Genomic DNA, 26,088 nt, shown 5'->3' with positions numbered 1-26,088 from the left:
ATGGGAAGAAAAGAATAGGAAGTTGAGGCTTTTCATATGACGATAATGGAGTGGGTATTTACAGCAATAAGTGTCTTTTGGCTTTGTGAATTTTTGATTTTTCGTAATCGTGGAGTTGGTCAAGGAGATTCGTTGGAAAAACGTACTTTTGTTGCGATTTTTGGAGTATTAATCGGCACCATTGTAATGGCGTATTTTTTACAAGAACTCAAGCCGTTTCAAACACTTTCGTTTATAGGGCAAGTAGTGGGTATCATCTTTCTCGCGACAGGAGTGTTTTTGCGTTTTTGGGGAATTTTGCACTTGAAATCTCAATTCACACGTTACGTCACAGTTCGAGAGGGCGACCAAATTGTCAGTAGTGGGCCTTATAGAAAGCTACGCCATCCACTTTATACCGGCTTATTTTTGATCACGCTCGGCATGGCCCTGTTTTTTGGTAGCTTAGTTGCGACAATTATAGGGGGCATTGCAATGGTATGGGCTTTGCTTCGGCGCATCAATTACGAGGAGCGTTTACTGGTTGAAAAGTTTGGTCCCGATTATGAAATTTGGATGAAGAAACGTGCCAGACTTATCCCGTTCGTTTATTAATAAGATTTATTCATTGGTGAGCAGTTCTTTTTACATCGTGTACGATATAGTTTAATGTAAGTCGTGTGCGATATAAATAAGAGGAGGACTACATACAATGAAAACATTATTTGAAACAACAATGACCAATACAGGCGGAAGAGACGGAGCGGTGTATTCTCCGGACAATATTTTTTATATGGACGTAGCAAAACCTCAAGCGCTTGGTGGATCTGCTACAACTGCGACAAATCCAGAACAACTTTTTGCGGCTGGCTATAGCGCCTGCTTTAACAGCGCGTTGGAATTAGTACTTGAAGCTGGTAAAGTGGAGATAGAGAAAAGTGAAGTAACAGCAACTGTTGCGTTAATCGGAGACAAAGCAAATGGCGGCGTAAAACTAGCGGTCAAACTGGTAGTCGATATAACTGGCATTGATGAAGAACTAAAACAAGAATATGTAGAAAAAGCGCATAAAACCTGCCCGTATTCAAAAGCGATTGCAGGATCTGTAGATGTAGAAATAACTGTTCTATAATAACCAGTATAGGTGAGATGTAAATGGAGAAACCGACGAAACTCGAGCAACAACTGTGTTTTGAAGTGTACAAAGCTTCTAGCAATTTTTCAAAAATGTATGCAAGAGCATTAGAACCCTTCAATTTAACTTTTTCACAATACTTGGTGCTTCTTGTTCTGTGGGAGGAGCCCGAATTGCTGTCGAAAGATATCGGGGAACGGTTGGGACTAGGAACTGGTACATTAAATCCAATCATTAAACGAATGATTGATAATGGCCATTTATCGAAACAACAATCGGAAAAAGATAAACGTGCATTTGTAATTGCGTTGACCGAAAAAGCGCAAAACGAACAATCGGCTATCGAAAGAGCCGTTTTTGAAAAAGTGGAGAGTTGCAATTTTATGGGCATAAATGCAATGACGTTAATGCAGAACTTAAAAGAGTTGAACGCAGCGTTTAAAACAATGAATTTGTAAAAAGTCGCGTGAATCAGTAAATAAGGAGTGAGCAAGATGACTATTTACGATATTGAAGTATCAAAACCAAACGGTGAAGAGTACTCATTAAGTGAATATAAAGGCAAAACCCTGTTAATTGTGAACACTGCAACAAAATGCGGACTACGCGATCAGTTTGATGGTCTCGAAAAATTATACGAAGAATACAAAGAACAAGGGCTAGTCGTTCTAGGGTTCCCGTCGAATCAGTTTAAGCAAGAAGAAGCTACAGGGGCACAAGCACAAGAAGCTTGCCGTATGACCTATGGGGTGACGTTCCCGATGCATGATTTAGTGAAAGTGAACGGAAGCGATGCGCATCCACTTTTTAAGTATTTAACGAGCAATACAAAAGGGTTTTTAACAAGTGATATCAAATGGAATTTCACGAAGTTTTTAGTGGACGCAAATGGCGATATTGTATCCCGTTTTTCTCCAAAAGATACGCCGGAGTCGTTTAGAAAAGACATCGAAAAAGTACTTACTCGCTCTTAACGAAAAGGTTTCTGTTTCACTAGAGGCCGTGATGTGATAAGCTGTACATCATCGTAGCAGTAATGGAGTGATTAAAATGAGCAAAGCAAAAGCGAAAGCAAAAAGTGGTACGGGTCAAGGAACTGGCAAAAAAGGCTGGACTCGCTGGAAATCTGGCGCAAACAAAGCAAAGAGTTTCAAACCGTATACTAGCAAAAATAACAAAAAAGCGGACGAACCGAAAACAGATAAAGAAAAAGCTTCTGTATGGGTCGATGCATAGATAAAATGTCGAGGGTTGTCCAAAAGGGCATCCTTTTTTTTGTGTGTGGCAGAGCGGAAGTTTCTAAAAAACCCTTTACTCCATGAGTAAAGGGTTTTTAGCAGGTCGATTTGTATGGTCAACCCGTTTTTGGATGCCTTCATCCTGTTTTACAGGCGGGTGTGCTAGCAAAGCGGCAAGCATGCCAAAGGCCGGGAAAATCATTAAAATCCACAAGATTTCTACATATCCACCAAAAAAGTCAAAAGCAATGCCGAGCGGCAATGGTCCGAGTGCGGAACCAGTAACAACCATAGCCATTGCAATACCACTTAAACTCCCGATATGTTTTCTGCCAAAATAATTTGGCCATACCACAGCCATGACAATCCGCTCAATCCCCATACTAATGCCCCAAACTAAACCGAAAATAACGGCCCCAGCGAAAACATCTACTTTTTGAAGAAGCAATATAGAAAAAAGTTCCCCTGCAAAAACGACTGCAAGCATGTACTGGACTTTTACTTTTTCCAACAAGATACCTGTGATAAAAGTAATCGGCAAGCCAATCAATGCTGTTAAGCTTAAGATACCAGCAGCTGTTTCTAACGATAAAGATTTTTCAGCGAAGATCGATACCAAATGGAAGGTTAATCCGGTATTAACGATTCCGGGTATAGCGGCACATAGCAACAATAACCAAAAAGCGCGGGTTTTAGAAGCTTCCTTTACTGCCCAACTAACTTCAACCGCTTCTTTTTTGGGGAGTTTGTTTTTAAGGATTTCCCCATTATCGGGCAATAAGCCCATTTCTTCAGGTGAATTTTGAATCAGAAAAAGAGCGAGAGGCGTAAAGCAGACAACAATGATGGCACCTAAAATCAGCCATGAACTGCGCCAGCCAAATGCTTCAATTAGCCAGACATTTAGTAAAGGAAAAGCCGCCGAGCTGACTAATCCACCAATTGCGGCAATGCTAATAGCGCGCCCTCTCTTTTTAACAAACCATTGAGGGATAAGTGAGCTTGAAATAAGTGCCATAGAACCTTGACCAAGGAGCCGTATAAAAAAGAAGCCGATAAACAACATAACCAAACTGGTAACGAAACTGTTGAAAAAGCAAGCCACTGCCAAGGCGATGGAAACGGTCACAGCCATTTTTCGCGAACCGTTTCGGTCAATTAGGCGGCCGACAAAAAATAACATAAACCCTGCAGTTAATGTCGCAGCTGAGTAGATTCCCGAAACCGTCGAGCGGCTCCAACCGAATTCCTCTATATAGTAGTCGATGAAAATCGAATTAGAATATGTTTGTCCAGGTCCAGAGAAAAATTGAGACAAGGCAGCGATCGCGATAATGACCCAGCCATAATGAAAAGCGTTTCCTGTTAATTGTTTCATAGTGCATCTCCAATTGCTGTAACACTTGGTTACTATATTTCCAAAATTAGTATCAAAAAATATTCTAAAATCACAATTTATTATCATAGCACACATCTTTGTTCTAATATGGGTTGAAATATAACTGTAAATAAAAGAATCATTCAGATATTTTGGAAACTTATTAGGGAATAAAAGTTTTCGATACGTGTAAAATTTAACCCGTTAAAAACTATAAATGCTGTGAAATAAACTTTAAAACAATAGTTAACAGCTAATTAAAATCATCCCCTTGTTTAAAGTGGAAAAGTGGTTTATAGTTTATTAAGTACAATATTTAGTGTTTTATTCTAAAAAAAAACTATATATAGTAGAAATCGATAACGAAGGTGCCTAAATAGGCTTAATAGGGAATCCGGTGAAACTCCGGAGCTGTACCCGCAACTGTAAGTGCTGACGAGCTATCACAACCCACTGTCCAATGGACGGGAAGGAGATAGCAAAGGATGACGCACGAGCCAGGAGACCTGTCTTCGTTACAAGTTTATGATCTTCTCCGGGAGTAGAGAGGGATAACGAAGATATGATGCGCAAGCAGTTAAGTTCAGCTGTCTTGGTATGTTATTCTGCGTTTTCAAACCCATCCTCTCCTTGAGAGGATGGGTTTTTTGTTTTGTAGAGATGGAGGAATGGAAGGTATGACAGAAGCATTAGCTGCAAGCGTGGCTAGAACAGTTCAAACAAAATTGGTGTTGCCACCAGATACCAATCATTTAGGCACAATATTTGGAGGAACGGTACTCGCATACATAGATGAAATCGCGGCGATTACCGCAATGAGGCACAGTGGAGAAGCAGTTGTGACCGCTTCAATCGATACCGTGAACTTTTTATCTTCTGCCAAAGTAGGAGACATCTTTATTTTAGAAGGAGTCGTCATTTCGACAGGAAGAACATCGATGGAAGTTTATGTGAAAGCAGAATGCCAACAAATTGAAACGGGCGTGACCAATTTAACAACAACCGCAATATTGACAATGGTTGCAGTCGATAGTGACGGCAAACCAATCCCTGTTAAAGGCGTAATCCCTGAAACGGACGCAGAGAAAAAGTTATTCCAAAGTGCACAAGAACGAAAACAACGACGCATGCAAGTAAACGAATACTCAAAGGAGTTGTGCTGATATGAACATGAAAATTGAGACGGCGGAAATATCCTCAGTCGAAAAAGCGCTTGAACGGGCAACAGAAGTATACGGTTTAGATACACGAGAGCTACTTGAGCGAGCAGGAGAACTAGCGGAACAAGCAAAAGGCGAACAATCGTTATTGTATGCGCTAAACCATATTACGATGGATCAGCCCGATTGGACCTATGTAGCTGCTGAATTGTATGCAAGTGATTTATACAAAAAAGCTGCAGAACATCGGGAGTATTCCGCTTCTGAGAAATACGGCGATTTTTACAAACTTATTCAAGAGCTAACGCAAGTTGGGATTTATTCGACAGAATTACTGTCTGCTTATACACAAGAAGAAATCACAGAACTTGGACAAGAAATCGATGCGGAGCGAGACTTACTGTTTAATTACATTGGCTTGTTTTTGTTAGCAGACCGTTATTTAGCCAAAGATTACGAAGGGCGTTTGTTTGAACTGCCACAAGAGCGCTTTTTGGTCATTGCCATGACATTGATGCAAAACGAACCAAAAGAACAGCGCTTAGAACTAGTAAAAGAAGCATACTGGGCGATGAGTCATTTGTATATGACGGTTGCTACACCAACTTTATCAAATGCTGGTAAAAGTTTTGGGCAGTTGTCATCGTGCTTTATCGATACGGTAGACGATTCTTTAGACGGTATTTATTTAAACAATTGGGATATCGCCCGTCTTAGTAAAGACGGGGGCGGCATCGGCATTTATTACGGCAAAGTGCGCGCGTTAGGCTCAGATATTAAAAAATTCAAAGGCAATTCTTCAGGCGTCGTGCCGTGGATTCGTTTGCTTAACGATACGGCGGTCAGTGTCGATCAGCTTGGTCAGCGTCAAGGTGCTGTCGCGATTTACTTAGATGTTTTCCATAAAGACATCATGAACGGCTTTTTGGATTTGAAAACAAACAATGGCGATGAGCGTCGTAAAGCACACGACATTTTTACAGGCGTATCAATTCCAGATTTGTTTATGGAACGTTTGCAAGAAAAAGATGAAAATGGGCGCAGCATTGGGGAGTGGCATACGTTCTGTCCGCATCAAGTCAAGCAAGTGATGGGGTGGAAAGATGCGAATGGCAACGCATTAGGACTCGAAGATTTTTACGATGAAAAAGACACCAAATACTTTAGCGATAAATACCAAGAGGCAGTTGATCACCCATTATTGCCGCGCAAAACGTACCGCGCAATGGAAATTATGGCGCGCATTATGGTGTCGCAACTAGAAACCGGCACACCGTACATGTTTTATCGCGACGAAGTCAATCGTCAAAATCCGAACAAGCACACGAGAGGTCGCGGGTTAACATCGATTTATTGCAGTAATTTGTGTACAGAAATTATGCAAAACATGTCAGCTACAACCATTGTTAAAGAATATACTGATGAAGACGGCAATCTTGTTATGATTCGCAAACCAGGCGATTTTGTGGTGTGTAATTTGTCATCAATCAACTTGCCAAGAGCAATTAAAGCAGACGTATTAGAGCGTTTAGTGCCGATTCAAACGCGCATGCTCGATAACGTTATTGATTTAAATACGATTTCGGTTGGACAAGCTGAAGTAACAAATAAAAAATACCGCGCAATTGGTTTAGGAACATTTGGATGGCACCACTTGCTTGCGCTTGAAGGCATTCATTGGGAAAGCGAAAAAGCAGTTGAGTTTGCCGATAAGTTATACGAAGAAATTGCTTATCAAACGATTCGTGCTTCTATGCAATTAGCGGAAGAAAAAGGGGCGTTCAGTCAATTTTCCGGATCAGAATGGCACACAGGCGAGTATTTTGAACGCCGCAACTACACGAGTGAGCGTTGGAACGACTTGCAACAGCAAGTAGCAACAACAGGAGTTCGAAATGGCTGGATGATGGCCGTTGCGCCAAACTCATCAACTGCGAAAATCGGTGGTTCAACAGACGGCATCGATCCGCTCTATGCTGTTGAATACGCTGAAGAGAAAAAGAACTTCAAATTTAAAGTGACTGCGCCTGACTTGGATCACCATACGTATGATTTCTACCGTCGTTCTCGTCACGTACTGGATCAAAAATGGAGCATTCGTCAAAATGCAGCACGTCAACGCCATATTGATCAATCGATTAGCTTTAACTTTTATGTGCCGCACACGATTAAAGCAAAAGAATTACTGGATTTGCATTTAGAAGCGTGGAAGCAAAACTTAAAAACGACTTATTATGTCCGCAGTACATCACAAGCGGAGATCGAAGAATGCGAAGCATGTCAAAGCTAAAGGAGAATGATCATGACAATACATGAACCATTAAAAAAAATTAAATTATTAAATCCAGAACATCCAAATAAATCGACTGGCGTGTTAAACGGTCAGTCTTCGGGGTTATTGAATTGGAACGACATTGCGTATCCGCAAATGTACGATTTGTACCAAGCGTTGTTGGCAAACTTTTGGAAAGCGCAAGAAATCAATATGCAAGACGATATAAAGCAATGGGATAGCTTGAGCAGTGTGGAAAAAGACGTCTTTTTACGTATCAATACACAACTCGCATCACTCGACAGTTTGCAAACACCAACGATGAGTCAAGCAATGGACTACGTGACCGATTCGAGCTTTAAAGCAATATTTGCGGTAATTTCTCAACAAGAAGCCGTTCATACCGAGTCGTATTCGTATATTTTAAGTTCACTTGTTTCCGTGAGTGAACAAAACGCACGCTTCAATCAAGCAAAAAGCGATCCGGTTGTTCAAAAACGCAATGAGTTGATTTTGGATGCATACGAAGAATTTCGTCAAAATCCAACGCCGCAAAACTTGTTTAAGCTAAGCGTCAATTCGATTAATTTAGAAGGCATTTATTTTTATGCCGGCTTTGCGTTTTTCTATCATTTGGCGCGTCAGCAAAAAATGCTGAAAACCAGCACGATGATCAGCTATATTCAACGCGATGAAATGCAGCATGCGTATTTTATCGCACAGTTTATCCGCATCATGCTGACGGAAAATCCGGACTTGAATACGGACGAAAACATTCAATACATTTATACGACCATTGATAAAGCAGTGCAGCTTGAAAAAGAGTGGGCACACTATATCTTAGCTGATATTGAAGGGTTGGATTTGGTAGAGTTTGAAGGTTACGTGGAATACTTAGCTAACAAACGATTGCGTCAGCTTGGTCTCGACAATTTATATGAAGAACGCAACAATCCAATGCCTTGGATTCAAGTGTTTGGCGATGACATGATGAACGATACCAAATCTGACTTTTTTGAACAAAAGTCTAGAACCTACACAAAAGTGTCGCAGTCAAATGGCTTTGACGAGCTATAAGCCAAGAACAGCAATCGTTTATACTTCAGTTACTGGGAATACAGAACACTTGGCAGAAATGCTGCAAACAGCCCTGCTAAATCAAGGGATTCCAGTTGAGCTTTACCGAGTAGAAGAATTTTTGCTTGATGAACTGCCCTATTTTGCTCAAGTGTTGATTGGCACTTATACATGGGGAAGCGGTGAAATTCCAAAAGAAATGTATGGATTGTATCAAGCGATTGAACAGCTTGGTAACAAAGAGTTACAAACAGCAGTTTTCGGAACGGGAGATCGTTTTTTTGCAGAATTTTGTGGAGCGGTCGATCGTTTTCGAGATATGTTATACGTCAAAACATTGCTGATAGCTAGCTTGAAAGTGGAATTGATGCCTCAACCAAAAGACGTGATTCGCTGTGAGAAATTAGTAGCACTCCTTAAATAGAAGATGAAAAATCGCCGAGAGGCGGTTTTTTATTTTTGCTTATAAGTGTTTATTTTTTAAAAACGGGGTATAGGATAGAAAAGAACGAGAAAGCAGATTCTTACTATTTCCAGCTGCAGAAACCGGTGGAACTTTTTGTCGTGAATTTTTATCGTCTGTAAACACTTTACACCTATAGTATTTATGAAAAGATAGCTAAATGAGAAATCGGCGTTTTCGTTTACACCATCTTTTCGATCAAGAATTAAAAGCGCAACAACATACAATCCATTAATGATTTTGGCTGTAAGGAACGCCGAAAAGAGTCTAAGGATTCTTTTCGGTGTTTTCGTGTCTACAATATTTTAATATCCCATATAAATTGATATGGGAAAACAGGAGGGTGAACCGGGTGGATAGATTCGAGCGATTGGCCGAACAAGTTGGCGTGTTGCTGAATGCAGAAGTAGAAGTACAAAATGGCGAATGCCTAATCAAAAAAACGAGGGCCATCAATATTTCTTCTCAAAACAAAAATTTCAATTGTGTGCTCGATCATGATATTTCGTTTAAAAACCTTAAAGAAGATGGCACTGCGCTTAATGAGGCAGGAATATTGTTACTCCCGGAAGAGCTAGCTCTTTTTACAGACACGCTTCACCAGCAGGCTATTCCGTTGCCGATAAACTATCAACAACGTGTGGACATAAACCCGAATATTGTATGCATCTATATGTCTTCAGAAGAATCACCTGAAGATTTCGCTACCAGATTATCTGCTGTATTTAACGCGATAGAGCAAAATTCACTAGTAAAGTAACAACTGAATGGGGGAGAGTGTAATGCTAACTAGATACAAACGGTCGCATGAAAAAGTGGCGATGGGCTTGCTGGCATTCATGCCCGAAGAGCGAAATGTAAAACAACTAAGGAAAACGATGGAACTATACAATGACCACCCAGATTGGCAGCTTTTCTTTTGGAAGGCCAATGATTATTACGTAGGCATCATTGGTGTTCATATAGAAGACGACGAGTTTTTTACGGTGCAGCACATTACTGTCATTCCATCGTTTAGAGGAGAAGGAATTGGCCATAAAATGGTAGAAAGTGTCGAAAAACTGATGGGCAATCGCAAACCAAGACCATCTGAAGCAACAAAGGCGTTTTTAATGAAGTGCAGAGTTTAATAACACTAGAAATAACACAAACCCAAATGATGAATTTGACAAAAAACGATGAAAAAGCCGGTTGTGATGATACACAACCGGCTTTTTTAATGCATACATTTCCATCTGAGGCGGTCTACAGCGTATAATAAAAACACCTGATTGATTTTATAAAAGCGAAGGTAAGAGGTGTGCTCCATGATTGTCATCATCGATAACCAAGATTCATTTACTTATAATCTGGTTCATTATTTTGAGCAACTAGATCCATCCGTCCGTATATTTCAAAACGATGAATTGATAGAAAAACAATTAGAAGCGCTAAATCCCGATTTAATCGTCCTGTCTCCAGGACCGGGGCGACCTGCAACAAGTGGAGCGAGCAAGCGCGTATTAACAAACTTAAGTGGACACGTGCCGATACTAGGCGTTTGTCTCGGGCACCAAACCATCGTGGAACATTTCGGCGGCATAGTGACAAAAGGCCATCAGCCCATGCACGGCAAAGTTTCTAGCCTAACACATGATGGAAAAGGACTTTTTAAAAAAATCACCAATCCAACATCGGTTACTCGCTATCATTCGTTAGTGGCCGAAAATACGCTACCGGAATGCTTACTAGTGACGGCTCGTTCTGAAGACGGTGTGATTATGGCCGTTCGCCATCGCCAATTGCCAGTGGAAGGCATCCAGTTTCATCCGGAATCTATATTAACGGTGGAAGGCTTTCAAATGCTGAAAAATAGTTATGAGCAAGCTAAAAAGTGGAAAGAAACAAACAAGGGAGGTACTGAATATGACGAACCCTCACCTACTGTATGAGTTTAAAAACAGTGTTGGAGACATCGAACCGCTGTATTTTAGTGATCCGGTCAAGGTTTTTGAAACACACGAACTGGAAAAAGTCGCTGATATTTTAGCGGAAGTCGAACGAGCAGTGAATAAAGGATTTTATGCAGCAGGTTATGTGGCGTACGAAGCAGCTCCAGCTTTTCGACCGGAAATGCAAGTTCAATCGGCAGGTGAACTGCCGCTTCTTTGGTTTGGCATTTTTAAAGAGCCGCAAAAAACGCCTTTAGTCTTTAAAGAACAAGAAACCTATCGTGTATCGGATTGGGAAATGGCGAGTTCGGTAGAACAGTACAAAACCGGCATCCAACAAATCAAAACAGCCATCGAAGAAGGCCATACGTATCAAGTGAATTATACAGAACGCTTGTCTGCAAAATTTACTGGCGATGACTTAGCATTTTATCACCAGCTAGCAAGAAACCAACAAGCAGATTACGGAGCTTACTTAAACTTAGGGCGCTTTCGTTTATTATCGGCATCGCCAGAACTGTTTTTCAAAGTCGAAGAGGGCAAGTTAATCGCGAAGCCCATGAAAGGCACAGCGCCAAGAGGACGAACGACACAAGAAGACCAAGAACACATAAAAACCTTGTTGTCGTCTGAAAAAGAAAAAGCTGAAAACGTAATGATTGTGGATTTGTTGCGAAACGACATGAGTCGCTTAGCCGAAAAAGGAAGCGTAAAAGCAGATCCTCTTTTCACAGTAGAGACTTATCCAACAGTTCATCAACTAACTTCAACGGTCACTGCTGATTTAAAAGACAACACAACAGTTTGGGATTGGTTTCATGCACTGTTCCCATGTGGCTCGATTACTGGAGCTCCGAAAATTAGTACGATGAAATACATAGCCGAATTAGAACAAACACCAAGAGAAGTTTATTGCGGAGCTATCGGGTTTATCACACCAAAAAAGGAAGCAGTTTTTAACGTACCTATCCGGACCGTTGTGATTGACGCAGAAAAAGGTGTAGCACGTTACGGAGTGGGCGGCGGCATTACGTGGGATTCAACAGCTGAGGGAGAATACCGAGAGTTGCAGACTAAAGCAGAAGTACTTACTGCAAAACGTCCTGTATTTAAATTGCTCGAATCGTTAAAACTTGAAAATGGGGAGTACCCGTTGTTGTCGTATCATTTGGCGCGTCTAAAAGACTCTTCGGATTATTTTCATTTCCCGGGAAATAGTGAAAAAGTAAAAGCTGAATTGGGCAAACTGACCCAACAATATCCACAAGGAACTTACAAAGTGCGTCTTTTAGTAGATCGTAAAGGTGAACTGGAACTGCAAGCGCAAGAAACAACTCCGATGAAGGAACCGGTAACATGTGCCTTAGCTAGTTCTCCTATAAATAGCAAAAACCCATTTTTTTTTCATAAAACCACGCACCGTGAAGTTTATGAACAGGCAAGTGTTGAACATTCAAAAGAGTTCTTTTCAGTCTTATTATGGAATGAAAAACAGCAAATTACCGAATTCACCATTGGCAATGTGATAGTCGAAAAAGACGGTCGATTTTTCACGCCACCAGTAGAATGTGGTTTGTTAGCAGGCACTTTTAGGCAGCACCTATTAGATCAACAAAAAATTGAAGAAAAAATCATTTTAAAAGAAGAGTTAAAAGAGTATGATGCTATTTGGTTTATCAATGGTGTGCGAGGATGGCTCGCTGTAGAGTTAAGTAAGTAAATACAATGAAATAAAAAATTCTAACCGTGAAAAGATCTTCGGTTAGATTTTTTTTGTGTCATTCATAAATAGTTATTAAAATTGTAATATTCAGATAATTGATGTTTAATAGGAGGTAACATCTTTCCAATACAAGGAGGCGGAACGAGTGGAACTTGCAGGAAAAGTAGCAATTGTAACTGGCGGAGCATCTGGTATTGGTTTTGCAACAGCGAAAGCATTTCTAGATAAAGGCGCAAAAGTGGTGATTGGTGACTACAATGAAGAAGGCGGGCAGCAAGCCGAGCAACAATTAAAGGAAAGCAGCGACGAGGTAGCATTTGTTAGCGTCGATGTCTCACGTGAAGAGTCAGTGGAGAAAATGGTCTCAGCCACTGTCGAACGTTTTGGCAGAGTGGATATTATTGTGAACAATGCGGGCATTGGGGAATTTAGCGTAACACATGAACTGACGTATGAAGATTATCATAAGGTGATTGCTGTCAATCAGGATGGCGTCTTTTTCGGTGCTAAGCACGCCATTAAGAAAATGCTTGAACACGGAGAAGGGGGTGCCATCGTTAATACTTCGTCAATTTTGGGGTCGGTCGGAGAAGGTGGTGCGTTTGCTTACAACGCTTCAAAAGGCGCTGTGAATCTTATGACTAAGTCTTTGGCGTTACAATATGCTGAGCATAAAATTCGTGTGAATGCAGTAGCCCCGGGGTATGTAGAAACGGGATTGGTCAATAGAGAAACCTTAGGTGAGCTTTATGATGTTGTAATCGCTAGGCATCCTGTCGGTAGAATTGGTCAGCCGGAAGAAATCGCACATGCCATTGTCTTTTTAGTTGAAAACGAATTTGTTACAGGCACTACGATTATGGTGGATGGCGGCTATACAACTCAATAGACGGTAGACTCAAAAAGCTGCGCTATGCAGCTTTTTTTAATGGGCATTTTTGATACAGATAGGGGCAACTAAAATCTGATGGATGGAAAAGAAACAATGGATAAAGTATGATGAAATCATAAGTAACCATGGTGAGTAACAGAAATTGTTATGTAGAAAACCTCTTTCTTCCGTAAAGGGCAAGTATCAAAACGTAAGGAGTGGGTGTTAATGATTCAGGCAAAAGAAACAATAGAAAATCAGCATGGTGAGCATTCGAAAGCGTTTATTCGAAATGACCAATATAACTTCATTAAAGACCAAACAAAAATTTTGTTAACGGCACAAACTAGCACGAATGACGTTGAAGTATTGCATGTCCTAAAACATTTGGCGTATGAAAAAGTTCAGAATCTATTTCCTGTTTTGACCGAAAAACAAAAGAAAATTCTTCAGCCACTCGTCCAGATAAAAGAATTAAGTGAGGCAGAGAGCTTTTTAGAACAACTGCAACCATATCTTATTTCTTTTAAAGCAGTTACCGAGCAAAACTTGAAAAAATTATTCCCCAAAGCCAAAAAGCTGAAAGGGCCGAACACGGAGATCATTAATTTCCATAAAACTTCTTATTTAAGCTGGACGGAAAGCTCCAACTTGCGCTATTTGGTTGTGGAGTTAAATGATCAATTGATAGGTCTTCAAGGCAGTTTCACACGCAGCCAAAAACAAGGGATTTGCAAAGTCTGCAATCACCATAGTGAAGTAGGGCTGTTTGTCGCCAAGACGAAAAACTCAGGGAACGAGCAATTTGTTAAGCGGGGCAATTACATTTGCCAAGATGCTACGGTGTGCAATGGCAATATTAAAACTCTGGATTCGCTGGGTGAATTTGTGGGGCAATTCCAAAGGTAACCAAAAAAATCACTCTGCAATCGTGTAATCGATGTTAGAGTGATTTTTTAGCTTAATTGGTTTGATAAAGTCATTATAGACTGTAAAGGCAAGATTGAGGATGCATCTTTTTAGTCAAAAGAGATAAACTAAAGATCAAGCGTTGGGGAGCAGCAAAACTTTAAAACAGTGTGAACGGGAGTGAGAGTATGGGGTTATCTTTTGATGAAATGTGGAACAAAGTAATAGCTTGCGATCGTAAGTACGACGGTCTTTTTTACACATGCGTGAAAACCACCAAAATTTACTGCCGCCCTTCTTGTCGTTCTCGAAAGCCGAAAAAAGTGAACGTGGAATTTTGTCTGACGATAGAAGAGGCAGAGGCAAACGGATTCCGCGCATGCAAACGTTGTCAGCCAGAAACGGAATATTCTCCTGCTGAAGAACTTACGCGTAACGTTATGACTTATTTGACTGCCAATTATAAAGAGCGGGTTAGTCTTCAACAAATCGCACACCATGTCGGCATGAGTCCGTCATACTTAGAGCGCATTTTCAAAGAAGAAACTGCAGAAACGCCACATGCCTGTCTTGAAAAAATTCGCATCGATAAAGCGTTATGCTTATTAACAAGTACCGATTTATCAAACCTTGAAGTCGCGCTAGAAGTGGGGTTTCAAAGCCCATCAAACTTCTATAAAGTATTTCGTAAGCTAACAAACCATTCACCATCAGAATATCGAAAGCAAAGTGAGTTGGTTCTTCTATGAAGCCTGTACAAAGTACGCACTATATAGAAATCTCAACACCTGCTGATTTTAATTATGAAGAATGTCTCGTGCATCTTGGCAGGTCTTCGCAAGAAAACTTATACCGGATTAAAAAAGACAAAGTGATCAAGTTGCTCAACATAAACGGAGAACGGGTGCTGTTTCAACTAACAGCAGTTCCGGGAGCTTTACGCATTGAGTTTCCGCTAAGTACACCTACTCCAGATGAAAGGGAGCAAGTCGTTGCATATATAGAAGACTGGTTTGATTTGAACACCGATTTGCGAGGATTTTACGAAATGGCGGAAACGGATTCTGTCTTAAATCCAGTAGTCCAACAATATTACGGCTTGCGTATAATAGGTGTCCCGGACTTGTTCGAAGCATTGGTGTGGGCTGTCATGGGGCAGCAAATCAATTTAACATTTGCGTATACTTTAAAGAAAAGATTTGTCGAAAGTTATGGAGATTCAGTTGTTTACGAAGAGGAAACGTATTGGACTTTCCCGCATCCTGAAACAATCGCGGCATTGACGCTTGAAGAATTGAGAGCGTTACAGTTAACGGGACGGAAATCAGAATATATTTTAGGCATTGCATCTATGATGGCGACCGGTGATTTAAACAAAGAGCGATTGCTAGAAGAGCCAGACATGGAAAGTAAATTGTTAGAAATTCGAGGAGTCGGCGCATGGTCGGCCAATTACGTCATGATGAAATGTTTGCACGATGCATCTGCTTTTCCGCTTGCAGATGTTGGGCTGCATAATGCCCTAAAATTTCAATTAAACATGGAACGAAAACCAACACTCGCAGAAATTACCGAGCTTTCGACCAATTGGAGCGGGTGGGAAGCCTATGCCACATTCTATTTATGGAGGTCATTATTATGAATCACGTGCATCAAATTGAATTTCAATCACCTATCGGCATCGTAGAAATCACCGGAACCGACAAAGCCATTCGATCGATTTTGTTTAGTGAAAAAAGTAGAGTGACAATGCCGCTCTCTCCAGATAGCCCGCAAGTGTTAAAAGATTGCCAACAGCAACTTGAAGAATATTTTCAAGGGAAGCGCATGGATTTCACATTTGCGTGTGAGTCTGCAGGAACAGAATTTCAGCAAAGAGTGTGGACGGCGTTAACCGATGTGCCGTATGCAGAAACCGTGTCTTACGGTGCGATTGCTAAAGCTGTCGGCAGTGAAAAAGCGGTCAGAGCAGTAGGCAACGCCAACAGCAAAAATAAACTAAGCATTGTCGTGCCGTGTCACCGCATTATTGGCGCAAACGGCAAACTAACAGGCTACGCCGGCACATTGCCGCGAAAAGAATGGCTACTGCGTCACGAAAAAGCATGCAGTGACAATCAATCAGTTTAATGATGACATCGAAAAGCTGTCCCGAAAATCGTGTGAATGATTTTTGGGACAGCTTTTTTGTTGTTCAATCAGCTTATACTTAAAAACCTGAGAGAGAAAAGTGGAGGGCTTTTCTTTCTCAGGTTTTAGGTTTTTCTAAGCGAGGGTGCGTCCAAAGGCTAATTGCGTGAGCCGTGACCCTTGGAAGCGTCCAGCTAGAACGATTTTTTCTACTATAAAACTTATTTCGTTTCTGCTAATGCTTTTTTCGATTCATTCAAATCAACATCAACTGAAGTAACAAAATAACGCTTTGTATCATCTTTTTGAATGTCTACTTTTTTGCGGTCAAACAACGAAACCGTTTCGATTTTTGTCATTTCACCAGTTTGGATGTCTTCTTCGTAAATGCGGTAGCCGATAATCGCATCGTCACGCACTGCGTGCCAAGAAATGTTGAATGCTGTAGCAAAAACATTTGCCGGTGGTTCAGGTTGTTTATCAGTAACGCTTGAATCAGAAATCAATTCAGCCGTTACAACTAGACGCTCTTCGTGTGAACCGATGTCGCGGTTATAATCGCCAGTACACGTGATCAAACTCAAGAGACGTTTGTCTGAACTACCGAATATTTTTTCAATCGGTGCATCATCTGTTACGTAGCTCGTTAAGTCCGTCACTTTATAGACCATTTCGCGTCCGTCTGGACCTGTTACCGTAACGGTTTCACCAATTTTTATATTTTCCAGTTCATAAAACACGGCGGGTCCTGTCAAGCTGTCAACGTGTCCTGCTAAAACTGCATGGCCTTTTGCGCCCACTTTATAACCAGGCTCAAACCAGCCAACTTGGTCTACATCTTCAGGTACACCCATTTCACCGTTGTCTAAAATACCAGTCGACTCGATTGCTGCGTCAACGCCGATGGAAGGAATTTTAATTTGAAAAGGCTCCATGCCCTTAATGCTTTCTTGTCGTTCGCGTTGCAACATTTGTAGCTTTTCGCGTTGTTCTGGAAGAATGGGAAACTCCGCAATCTTGTCTACATAGTTGCCAGTCACTTCTTCTTTTTTAATCGGCTCTTTTTCTTCCACTTTTTTGACCTGTTCAATTTGCTCTTCAAAAGTGGGACTAGCGGCCAAAGGCTTTAATATGATAAACAAAGCGAGACATAAAACTAACGCAGTTCCAATGGTAACAAGCTGCTTCATTTGTCATTCCTCCTTTCTAATCGGGAACAGAGAGAGCTTGAGGCTCTCTCTAATAAGTTTTACTGTTGGTTTTTCGTTTGGCGATAAGTAATCGTTCCAGCTGCCAATAAAATCATCATGCTCAATGTGATCCAAAGAACCATTGTGTTTGATTGGTTGGCCATGCCGCCAAGTCCTGTAGCAGGCATTTTTTCAGGTGCTGTGTTTTCGAATTTCTCAGGGAACTGATCAACAACTGCGCCGCTCAATCCTTTACCAATGTCGAACATAATCGCATAGCCTGAACGGTATGTTTCATAAGAAGTGGTGTAATCACCAGATACGTATTGTTGGAACGTATCGATAACTGACGTTTCGTGAGCTTTCACACCTGCAATGGTTTCATCCAAAGGCATGCGATCTTCTGTCGCTGTGTTTAAAAATGTTCCTAAGTCTTTTGCAAATGTACTTGTTAATGTATTTGTTGCTTCTTCAGCCGCTTCTTTATCATCAGCTGCTACAGCAATCACTAAGTCACCTTGAACAGAAATGTGTTGGTTGTTCCACAGTTGAACAAATTCGTTGCTTGCTTCTTCACCATAAACCGTAGCAAGTGCTGCACGGAATTCTTCTGTATTTTGATCTTGCGCCCAATCGGCAAAATCAAAGTCTTCAGAACCATTATAGCCTTTTTGCATGCTCAACTGTGCTAACGCGAAATGCTCAGCCGCAATCCGGTTTACTGTCGAACGGAAGTCACCAGCTGGCGTATTTGGATCTGAAAACTGATCGGGAAACTGAGTTGAAATAGCGCCACTAATTGCGCCACCAGCTCCAAAGATTTGTGTGAATCCATCTAAGTAAGAGGTATAAGCCGCAACATAATCTCCTTCTACATAAAGGTCAAATGTGTTTTGAACAAAATCTTCGTGTTCACGAAGAGCTGCAGTGGCACCATCTTCAGGAAGGTTGCCTTCTGTCGCTGTACCAAGAAATGCGCCCATGTCGTCAACAAAAGATTGAATTTCGTCTAACGCTTCTTCTTTCATTGCGTCATCGCCATCTCTAACCGCTGCGGCATAATCATCTGTCCCAGTATTGTGCTTGTCAAAAATTTCCGTGAATGCTGCGCCACCTTCTTCACCGTAAACAGAAGCAATAACAGGCTCCATGTCTGCTGCGTTGGCGTCAAGCGCTGCAATTGCTGCTTCTGCTGCTTCGTCTTCGTCATAAATTTTCATCATTGAATCTACTGCTAATGCGTAATGCTCGGATAATAATGAATCCAATGTTGCGCGAAGTTCCACGCCTGTCGTTTCAGTTGGTGATACTTCAGCTGCTAATACGTTTGTTGCCATGCCCGGTATTAAAAGCGTTGCCCCTAATACAGGTGCTAAGATTTTATTCCATTTCATATAAAAACACTCCTCGTTTTTTAATCTGTTATGGACATAACGGAGAGAGTTGAAGTTTAGATCACATTTTCGGTAAAAAATAGTTAGGAATTTTATTTCGACAGTAAATAGAGTGATTTGGACAGTATTTAGTCTCAATCGGACAGTATTTGATCTAAATCGGACAGTATTTCCAGTTAATTGGACTGTATATCCAATTAACTGGGAAATTCATGCGAAATATACGCGAATTCTCTCTAAAAAAACCGCCCGAGGGCGGTTTTTATCACGATTTAGCGCGAACATCTTCAAATGCATCGAGTGCTTCCACATCTTCTGGAGAAATCGAGAAATCCAATTGGCTATTTTCTAAAATGCGATCTTCGTTTGTCGATTTCGGAAGGGGCAATGTATTTTTTTCTAAACAGTAACGAATGCACAACTGCGCAGGCGTAACATCATATTTAGCGGCCATTTCCTTGAGTTCAAGACTGTCCAAAACTTGACCCGTTGCAAGTGGCGAATACGCTTCGACCACAATGTCATGCTTTGCACAAAACTGCAGCAAGCTCTTTTGGTCGCGACCGACATAAAACGGAATTTGGTTGGCCATTGGCACGATCTCGCAAGCATCAACAAGTGCTTGAATATCGCTTTCCGCAAAATTGGAAACGCCGATGGCACGGATTTTGCCTTCTTTATAAAGCTTCTCCATCGCTTTCCACGATTCAATATTGGCTGCTGTGCAATCTTTGCCAATGTCATCCCAAGGCCACGGCGCATGAATCAAATAAAGATCCAAGAAATCCACGCCAAGATTTGAAATCGTTTCTTCAAAAGCCTTCAAAGTCTCTTCATATCCTTTTGTTTCGGCTGGTAGCTTACTTGTAATAAAGACGTTTTCCCGGGAAATATTAAAATCTTTGATTGCTTTCCCGACATTTTCTTCATTTTTATATGCTAACGCCGTATCAATGTGCGTATAGCCAGTTTTCAACGCAATCGTTACTGCGTCGTAAGCTTCTTCGTTTGGAATTTGCCACGTACCAAAACCAATCTTGGGAATTGGTACGCCGTTGTGAAATGTGAAAAACTGCTCGTTAGCCATTAAAACATTTCCTCCTCTTTCTTAATGATCCTTTTGAGTTAGCAACTAGGTCTGGAACAAGACATCACGATGGGTCATCTAATTGCCTAACAACTTCCATGCTGCATAAAGTCTTTATTTTGCATCAGAACCCTTCAAGAACTTCAACAACTCACTGTTAAAACGTTCTGGCTCATCGGCGTTGATGCCATGTCCGCTGTCTTCAAACGAAACGAGCACGGAGTTGGAGATTTGTTTGTCCAGTTCTTCAGCTAATTCATACGTACAAATTTGGTCTTTTTTCCCGTGGAAAATAGCCGTTGGCACAGTGATGCTAGCTAACTCATCGCGCAAGTCCTCGTCTCGTAAAGCAATCGCTGATTTAATAGTTGAGTGAGCACCGGCTTCGAGTCCAAGAGTTTGGAACCAGTGTATAAATTCCGGTGATTTTTCTTGTTCAAAGAACATATCCGCGAATTGACCAAGAAAAGCGGGACGGTCTTGTTTAAGTTGGTCGATAATGCCATCGACTTCTTCGGGTTTTAAGTTGTGTTGGAAATCATCACGTTGCGTAAACACCGGAGCCGCCGCTGCTAACAGCATTAATTTATCAACGCCTTGCTGATCGAAATTTGTTAAGTACCGAATGGCAATCGGTCCGCCCATGGAAAATCCGGCAAGCACAAAATGATCAAGCTTCAAGTAATCAACGACAGCTTTCACGTCATTTGCTGCCATGTCGTAATCATAGCTCGACCATGGCTTGTCCGATTTCCCGTAACCTCTAAGGTCAATGCCAATAAATCGGAAGTTTTGCTCTGCAAGCACGCTCACTTGTGACTCAAATGCTTTGCTGTTTAAAGGCCAACCGTGAATAAAGACAACCGGTTGCCCCGATCCGATATCTTCTACATAAACGTTCACGCCATCTTCCACTTCAATATAATGTCCCAACTAGTTCTCCTCCTTTAATGTAAAACGGTATTAGTGTAGAACTTCCCGTTGTCGAATTAAAGTAAACAACTGGAAATGGAAAGCTTGTCTTTTCAGTTTAGCTGGAGATGGTCGGGGGAATCTAATTAGTAGAAAATACATATTCAGAAGGAGGCAATTATGGATTATATCTATTTAGGAAACTCAGGTTTGCGGGTTCCAAAGTACATACTCGGAACAGTTCCTTTTAGTGGAACGAATGGTTTTAACGCTGCAGGGAACATTGATGAAGACACAGCTCGACGCATGGTAGACATGTCACTTGAAGCTGGCATCAACATGTTTGATACTGCCAATTTGTACTCAAAAGGCGATGCAGAACGTGTATTGGGTGCGGCTATTAAAGGACGCCGTGACGAGCTATTGCTAACTTCGAAAACCGGATTTCCATTAGGTGAAAATCCTAACGCTAGGGGAGCTTCGAGAAGCAATATCTTAACCTCCATTGACCAATCACTGGAACGTTTAGGCACAGATTACCTCGACGTCTATTTTGTTCATTTATGGGACGGGCAGACACCGGTTGAGGAAACAGTCGAAACGATGACGAGCCTCGTCAAATCCGGTAAAATCCGCCATTGGGGTGTCTCAAATTATAGCGGCTGGGCATTGGCCCGAACGTTCACGGTCGCTGAGCAATCTGGTTTTATTCCACCGATTACGCAACAAATCTATTACACACCAGAAGCCAGAGAAGCGGAATATGAACTACTTCCTGCAGGCAGTGAGCTCGGCATTGGCTCAATGATTTGGAGTCCGCTCGGAGAAGGGCTGCTAAACGGCAAAATCGGCCGCAACAAACAAGCACCGGCGAATACACGCCAAGGAGCTGGATGGCCAGAGCCATGGGTACAAGATCAGGAGAGACTTTACCAAGTAATTGATGCGTTAGAAAGAGTCGCAGCCAACCACAATGCGTCAGTGCCGCAAATCGCTTATGCATGGGTACGAGACCGGCCAAATGTCGGTCCGATAGTTATCGCGGCACGCAACGAAGAGCAGCTAAAAGAAAACATCGCTTCTTTTGAAATCGAGTTAACAAAAGAAGAGCACGACCAGATTGAATCGGTCGCGCGACCAGCGCCGCTGTATCCGAACTGGCACCGCGCCATGAACTCGTTTGACATGGGCAGTGCATCTGAAAAAACATATTTAACCGGGTATAAACAATCGATGGGCATCGATGACTAGTCGATTCATTCAATAAAATAAAAAAATGGTTTAATAAAGAAGAGACTAGGGAATTCATGTATTATAATGAGTACCCCAAAAAGACTGCCAGGCTATTTAAAGCTGGCAGTCTTTTTTACGTTTCCAAGAATATCGAGCTATTACTTTATATTAATTGCTTAAAAAGCGTCGTTCGCTAGTAAATGCCACGAATCGGACAGTATTCGGTCCCATTTGGACAGTATTTGATGCGAATCGGACAGTATTTCCACTAAATTGGACAGTATATCCAAATAACTGGAAATAGACGGCGGACCATAAGCAAAAAGCGTCGATTTCAAAGAAGATTCACCCACATATGCGAAGTAAAATCCTTAAAAAACCGAAACTTCTCCGTATTCAACTCGTAAATACTGGTATAAGAAATAAGGGGGGCGCTGTTTTGTGGCCAATCGTCTTTACGTTACTAGCAATTGTAGCATTAGGCATCTCAATCAATAAAATCATAAAAGCGAAAAAAACATCCAATACAGATCCCCAAAGTAGAGTAACCGCAATGTGTTTTTTTCTAATTAGTGGTGTTAACTTAGTTGGCTACTGGTTCGACTTACTTGGTGTGTTCACTATGGTGCTAACCGTGGCATTGTTAATTACCGGTGCTTACTTTATTCGCTATACGCAAACAGATCATAAGGAAAATCAATCAAATAAGGAGCGAAATCATGCCGAACTGTGAAAATTGTGGTCAAAAATGGCCGTGGAAAACAGTAGTGAAAAATACAATGAAGTTTACCAATAAAGCCAAATGTCCTTATTGCGAAAAAACTCAATACCTTAAACCAAAATCAAGAAAACTAACTGCCATTTTCAGTTACATTCCTACTTTACTCATTATTGCACTGACGCTAATTTTAGACCTCGATGGGTGGGGCATTTTCTTGCTTGCGGCCGCGTTAATGATTGTGTTTTTAGGACTGTATCCATTTATGACGAAACTGTCGAATGATGATCAAATGCCAACTTAAAACAGAGGGGCTAGAATCGAGGTTTTGTTTAGTAGAGCATACATAAGGGAAAACTTATTAAAGCGATGCATTTTGAAAACTAAAAATCAGGAGGCGCAATCCTAATGGACGATAAAACACGCAAGCAAACAAAGTTTTTCTCCATCTTGAATTTAGTTTTTTACTTCCTAACCTTAGGGGTAAACTATCTCGGGTCATCGGGATTTTTTAATGGCATGAGTCAAAAAGACCTGTCAGACAAATACATGACACTCATCTCACCAGCGCCGTTCACGTTTTCAATTTGGGGCGTGATCTACACGCTGCTGCTGGCAACGTTAATTTATTTCTTTATTAAACGAAAAGATCAACGCGTCGGTAAGCTCATTCGATTGGTATCGCCTTTGTTTATCGCCAGCGCTATATTTAATATGGCGTGGATTATCGTGTTCTCATACGAATTACTCGGGCTTTCCACGCTACTGATTTTGGGATTGCTGTTCTCGTTAATTTTGATCGTCAAACGAATCACCAACAATCGTTCTCAATTTCCAAGTACATTAGCAGGCATCAGTTTTACACTCTACAGCTCATGGGTTTTCATTGCCTCAATCGTCAACACATCGTTATTTTTAGTGCAGCAAGAGTGGGGTGGCTTTGGACTATCTGATTCAATTTGGACAATGGTCATCTTGTTTGTCGCCATTGGATTTGCATTTTTCTACTTAGCGCTATACAAAAACGCCGCATTCCCGCTTCCTATCGCCTGGGCTTTCTTTGGCATCTATAGCGCATATGCAAGCGGGGTCTTAGACGCAACGATGGCAACAACGATTCAAGCCGTGTTAGTCGGCGGGATCGTCTTATTGCTAAGTGCCAGTGCGTGGACATTTGTTAAAAATGATAAAGGGCTTTTTCCGAAAACCAATCACTAAATGTAGTTAAATAAAACCAGCCACACCGTCTCTTTTGAAGCGATTTTGTGGCTGGTTTTATTTTTCGCTAGTAAATAGCGTGATTTGGACAGTATTTAGCCTCATTTGGACAGTATTTAGCCTCATTTGGACAGTATTTGCTGTGAAATGGACAGTATTTCTACTAAACCCGACAGTATGTCCAATTAACTGGAAATAACACGAGCTAAGCATGCGAAAAGCAGTGATTTCAAAAGGATTCTCTCCAAAATTCATAGCAAAAGTCTTCATAATCACTAAATGAACAAAAAATACGCAAAAAAGAGCATGGCTTGAATTCACTCAAGCCATGCTCTTTTTTCATGCGTCTAACAAATCTGTTAGCCTTTCATTCGATTTAGACAAAACTCCAAATCGAGTTGCAGGTGTTCTTTCATCAACCGCTCTGCTTCATCCGCATGGTGTTGTCGGATAGCCTCATAAATATCATGATGTTCTTCGATTAATAGTGGACGCTTGTGAAGGACTACTGTTTTTCGGAACAAGTAAATAATCGACTGCATGCGGTCAAATATATCAATCATTACAGGGTTGTTGGTAGCGCCTACAATGATTTCATGAAATTCTTTATTTGCCGCCATGACTTCTTCGATTGTACCTGTTCGACCGATGTCTACACAGTTTTTCAGTTTAGCCAATGCCTCATCTGTTATATAAGTAGCACAATAGTTCGCCGCAAAACCTTCTAGTAACGTACGAACTTGAAAGACGTGGCGAAGATCCATATCGCTAGGATTTACAACACATTTTTGTTTGATCAAACCTTCTTGTTCAAGCTTCCGTATAGAATCTCGCACCGGCGTACGGCTAATGCCCATCTCTTCCGCTAGCCGTTCCTCAACCAACTTTGTTCCGCGCTCGAGCTCTCCACTTAAAATTCGATCCCGTATATATTCATAAGCATGGACGTAAGCAAGTTGTGTTGGTTTTTTTGTCAATCTAATCGTCTCCTAAAGTAAGTTGTCTTATTTTAAAGTATAAGTTTAATAACCAAAATTTAAAAGGGCGGAGATTTTGTATACAATTTAAAATAAAATGTATACAAAATATAAAATTGTGTGTACAATTCATTTTAAGAGTTATGAAAGCGCTATCTAAAGAAATCTATTTAAAGACTGAAAGGGGAAATTGAAATGGCACAGACTATTGGAGTTATTGGTTTAGGAATAATGGGGAAGCCGATGTCACTGAACCTACTTAAAGCAGGATACAAGGTAATGGTAAATGATCTCAATACAGAAAGTGTAAATGCACTAGTAGAAGCTGGAGCAACAGCAGGTACGCCGCAGGAAATGGGATCTGTGTGTAAGGTAATTATTACGATGTTGCCAGCTTCTCAGCATGTGAAACAAGTAGTGACTGGGGAAAATGGCATTTTGAAAACGGCAAAAGAAGGACTTGTCATTATAGATATGAGTTCCATTTCTCCTGTGGCTTCGGTTGAAATTTCTAACGAGGCTGCAAAACGAGGCGTCGAAATGCTAGATGCTCCGGTAAGTGGTGGAGAGCCAAAAGCAATCGATGGCACGCTATCGATTATGGTAGGCGGTAAAGAAACGGTATTCGAATCCGTGAAACCCGTACTGCAAGCGGTAGGTTCAGACATTACACTCGTTGGCAAAAGTGGAAGCGGTGTCACAGCCAAATTGGCAAATCAAATTATCGTAAACCTAAACATCGCAGCAATGTCTGAAGCCCTTATTCTTGCTGCAAAAGCAGGCATTGATATTGAAAAAATGTATCAAGCAATTCGAGGCGGACTTGCTGGAAGTGCGGTACTAGATGCGAAAGTGCCTTTAATATTAGATCGCAACTTCGTAGCAGGTGGACGAATTGACATCAACTTAAAAGATATTACAAACGTAATGGAAACAGCACATGATATTGGCGTGCCTTTACCACTTACGAGCCAATTGCTTGAAATTTTTCATGCATTAAAAGTAGATGGAAAAGCTGGCGATGATCATGGCGGCATCATTCAATACTACGAAAAATTGGCAAACGTTGAAGTAAAAAGGGGGTAACCTGATC

At 41.2% G+C, this 26,088-nt stretch carries 28 protein-coding genes, 1 pseudogene and 1 riboswitch; of the genes and pseudogenes, 23 read left to right on the top strand and 6 right to left on the bottom strand.

Annotated elements, in window-relative coordinates; translation table 11 throughout:
* Positions 1-36: 36 nt before the first annotated feature.
* The 5 genes and pseudogenes from BCM40_RS15490 to BCM40_RS15470 all read left to right on the top strand — a co-directional run.
* Positions 37-594, top strand: a complete 558-nt coding sequence (locus tag BCM40_RS15490; protein WP_065525080.1) for a methyltransferase family protein — start codon at positions 37-39, stop codon at positions 592-594.
* Positions 595-691: 97 nt separating this feature from the next.
* Positions 692-1,111, top strand: a complete 420-nt coding sequence (locus BCM40_RS15485) for an organic hydroperoxide resistance protein (protein WP_065525081.1) — start codon at positions 692-694, stop codon at positions 1,109-1,111.
* Positions 1,112-1,134: 23 nt separating this feature from the next.
* Positions 1,135-1,572: a MarR family winged helix-turn-helix transcriptional regulator gene (locus BCM40_RS15480; protein ID WP_065525082.1), complete on the top strand. Its 438-nt coding sequence runs from the start codon at positions 1,135-1,137 to the stop codon at positions 1,570-1,572.
* A 36-nt stretch (positions 1,573-1,608) separates the two neighbouring features.
* A complete protein-coding gene (locus BCM40_RS15475; RefSeq protein ID WP_065525083.1) occupies positions 1,609-2,088 on the top strand; it encodes a glutathione peroxidase in 480 nt (159 codons plus the stop codon).
* A gap of 76 nt (positions 2,089-2,164) precedes the next feature.
* Positions 2,165-2,296: pseudogene (locus BCM40_RS15470) on the top strand (DUF3934 family protein); the annotation flags it as partial.
* Positions 2,297-2,425: 129 nt separating this feature from the next.
* On the opposite strand, the gene BCM40_RS15465 reads toward BCM40_RS15470, so the two are convergent.
* Positions 2,426-3,730 carry an MFS transporter gene (locus BCM40_RS15465; RefSeq protein WP_065525084.1) on the bottom strand — a complete coding sequence of 435 codons (1,305 nt, stop codon included), beginning with the start codon at positions 3,728-3,730 and terminating at the stop codon, positions 2,426-2,428.
* 349 nt (positions 3,731-4,079) lie between these two features.
* Positions 4,080-4,258, top strand: a riboswitch (cobalamin riboswitch).
* Positions 4,259-4,407: 149 nt separating this feature from the next.
* Between BCM40_RS15465 and BCM40_RS15460 the strand changes: the two genes are divergently transcribed.
* The 13 genes from BCM40_RS15460 to BCM40_RS15400 all read left to right on the top strand — a co-directional run bounded on the left by BCM40_RS15460 (position 4,408) and on the right by BCM40_RS15400 (position 16,266).
* Entirely contained in the window at positions 4,408-4,893 is a 486-nt protein-coding gene (locus BCM40_RS15460; protein ID WP_065525085.1) for an acyl-CoA thioesterase, read from the top strand.
* A gap of 1 nt (position 4,894) precedes the next feature.
* A complete protein-coding gene (locus BCM40_RS15455) occupies positions 4,895-7,180 on the top strand; it encodes a ribonucleoside-diphosphate reductase subunit alpha (protein ID WP_083394548.1) in 2,286 nt (761 codons plus the stop codon).
* Between the two features lie 12 nt (positions 7,181-7,192).
* Entirely contained in the window at positions 7,193-8,239 is a 1,047-nt protein-coding gene (locus BCM40_RS15450; protein WP_065525086.1) for a ribonucleotide-diphosphate reductase subunit beta, read from the top strand.
* On the top strand, positions 8,220-8,663 hold the full coding sequence (locus BCM40_RS15445; protein ID WP_065525087.1) for a flavodoxin domain-containing protein: 444 nt from the start codon (positions 8,220-8,222) through the stop codon (positions 8,661-8,663). Before BCM40_RS15450 ends, BCM40_RS15445 begins: the two co-directional genes overlap by 20 nt.
* Before the next feature lie 391 nt (positions 8,664-9,054).
* Complete coding sequence (locus BCM40_RS15440) at positions 9,055-9,462, top strand: DUF1259 domain-containing protein (protein WP_065525088.1); 408 nt, start codon at positions 9,055-9,057, stop codon at positions 9,460-9,462.
* A 22-nt stretch (positions 9,463-9,484) separates the two neighbouring features.
* The gene (locus BCM40_RS15435) at positions 9,485-9,832 is read left to right on the top strand and encodes a GNAT family N-acetyltransferase (protein ID WP_065525089.1); all 348 of its coding nucleotides are present in this window, start codon (positions 9,485-9,487) and stop codon (positions 9,830-9,832) included.
* Positions 9,833-10,009: 177 nt separating this feature from the next.
* Positions 10,010-10,633 (top strand): anthranilate synthase component II, encoded by a 624-nt coding sequence (locus tag BCM40_RS15430; RefSeq protein ID WP_065525090.1) that lies wholly within the window; start codon positions 10,010-10,012, stop codon positions 10,631-10,633.
* Positions 10,608-12,353 (top strand): aminodeoxychorismate synthase component I, encoded by a 1,746-nt coding sequence (pabB, locus tag BCM40_RS15425; RefSeq protein WP_065525091.1) that lies wholly within the window; start codon positions 10,608-10,610, stop codon positions 12,351-12,353. Before BCM40_RS15430 ends, pabB begins: the two co-directional genes overlap by 26 nt.
* 148 nt (positions 12,354-12,501) lie before the next feature.
* Complete coding sequence (locus BCM40_RS15420) at positions 12,502-13,245, top strand: SDR family NAD(P)-dependent oxidoreductase (protein WP_065525092.1); 744 nt, start codon at positions 12,502-12,504, stop codon at positions 13,243-13,245.
* A 210-nt stretch (positions 13,246-13,455) separates the two neighbouring features.
* Positions 13,456-14,136: a FusB/FusC family EF-G-binding protein gene (locus BCM40_RS15415; RefSeq protein ID WP_065525093.1), complete on the top strand. Its 681-nt coding sequence runs from the start codon at positions 13,456-13,458 to the stop codon at positions 14,134-14,136.
* A 188-nt stretch (positions 14,137-14,324) separates the two neighbouring features.
* On the top strand, positions 14,325-14,885 hold the full coding sequence (locus tag BCM40_RS15410; protein WP_065525094.1) for a bifunctional transcriptional activator/DNA repair enzyme AdaA: 561 nt from the start codon (positions 14,325-14,327) through the stop codon (positions 14,883-14,885).
* Positions 14,882-15,778, top strand: a complete 897-nt coding sequence (locus BCM40_RS15405; protein ID WP_065525095.1) for a DNA-3-methyladenine glycosylase family protein — start codon at positions 14,882-14,884, stop codon at positions 15,776-15,778. The genes BCM40_RS15410 and BCM40_RS15405 overlap by 4 nt, the downstream gene beginning before the upstream one ends.
* Positions 15,775-16,266 carry a methylated-DNA--[protein]-cysteine S-methyltransferase gene (locus tag BCM40_RS15400; RefSeq protein ID WP_065525096.1) on the top strand — a complete coding sequence of 164 codons (492 nt, stop codon included), beginning with the start codon at positions 15,775-15,777 and terminating at the stop codon, positions 16,264-16,266. Before BCM40_RS15405 ends, BCM40_RS15400 begins: the two co-directional genes overlap by 4 nt.
* Before the next feature lie 221 nt (positions 16,267-16,487).
* Here BCM40_RS15400 and BCM40_RS15395 read toward each other — a convergent pair whose 3' ends face one another.
* From BCM40_RS15395 to BCM40_RS15380, 4 genes are all read right to left on the bottom strand, one after another.
* A complete protein-coding gene (locus tag BCM40_RS15395) occupies positions 16,488-17,456 on the bottom strand; it encodes a class F sortase (protein ID WP_065525097.1) in 969 nt (322 codons plus the stop codon).
* Positions 17,457-17,515: 59 nt separating this feature from the next.
* Entirely contained in the window at positions 17,516-18,850 is a 1,335-nt protein-coding gene (locus tag BCM40_RS15390; RefSeq protein WP_065525098.1) for a hypothetical protein, read from the bottom strand.
* A 265-nt stretch (positions 18,851-19,115) separates the two neighbouring features.
* Positions 19,116-19,937, bottom strand: a complete 822-nt coding sequence (locus BCM40_RS15385; RefSeq protein WP_065525099.1) for an aldo/keto reductase — start codon at positions 19,935-19,937, stop codon at positions 19,116-19,118.
* 114 nt (positions 19,938-20,051) lie between these two features.
* Positions 20,052-20,870, bottom strand: coding sequence for an alpha/beta fold hydrolase (locus BCM40_RS15380; protein WP_065525100.1), 819 nt, complete (start codon positions 20,868-20,870; stop codon positions 20,052-20,054).
* Positions 20,871-21,029: 159 nt separating this feature from the next.
* Here BCM40_RS15380 and BCM40_RS15375 point away from each other — a divergent pair, with 159 nt between their 5' ends.
* From BCM40_RS15375 to BCM40_RS15360, 4 genes are all read left to right on the top strand, one after another.
* A complete protein-coding gene (locus BCM40_RS15375; RefSeq protein ID WP_065525101.1) occupies positions 21,030-22,100 on the top strand; it encodes an aldo/keto reductase in 1,071 nt (356 codons plus the stop codon).
* Positions 22,101-22,521: 421 nt separating this feature from the next.
* On the top strand, positions 22,522-22,815 hold the full coding sequence (locus BCM40_RS15370; RefSeq protein ID WP_065527642.1) for a hypothetical protein: 294 nt from the start codon (positions 22,522-22,524) through the stop codon (positions 22,813-22,815).
* Positions 22,802-23,104, top strand: a complete 303-nt coding sequence (locus tag BCM40_RS15365) for a TIGR04104 family putative zinc finger protein (RefSeq protein WP_065525102.1) — start codon at positions 22,802-22,804, stop codon at positions 23,102-23,104. The genes BCM40_RS15370 and BCM40_RS15365 overlap by 14 nt, the downstream gene beginning before the upstream one ends.
* Before the next feature lie 104 nt (positions 23,105-23,208).
* Positions 23,209-24,018, top strand: coding sequence for a hypothetical protein (locus BCM40_RS15360; protein ID WP_065525103.1), 810 nt, complete (start codon positions 23,209-23,211; stop codon positions 24,016-24,018).
* Positions 24,019-24,377: 359 nt separating this feature from the next.
* On the opposite strand, the gene BCM40_RS15350 is transcribed toward BCM40_RS15360, so the two are convergent.
* The gene (locus BCM40_RS15350) at positions 24,378-24,995 is read right to left on the bottom strand and encodes a GntR family transcriptional regulator (RefSeq protein WP_008427965.1); all 618 of its coding nucleotides are present in this window, start codon (positions 24,993-24,995) and stop codon (positions 24,378-24,380) included.
* A 195-nt stretch (positions 24,996-25,190) separates the two neighbouring features.
* On the opposite strand from BCM40_RS15350, the gene garR reads away from it, so the two are divergent.
* On the top strand, positions 25,191-26,081 hold the full coding sequence (garR, locus tag BCM40_RS15345) for a 2-hydroxy-3-oxopropionate reductase (protein ID WP_065525105.1): 891 nt from the start codon (positions 25,191-25,193) through the stop codon (positions 26,079-26,081).
* Positions 26,082-26,088 lie beyond the last annotated feature (7 nt).

Source organism: Planococcus donghaensis, assembly GCF_001687665.2.
GTDB lineage: Bacteria > Bacillota > Bacilli > Bacillales_A > Planococcaceae > Planococcus > Planococcus donghaensis.
Note: the sequence above shows the minus strand (reverse complement) of the source record. Positions and strands in the feature narration are given on the sequence as shown.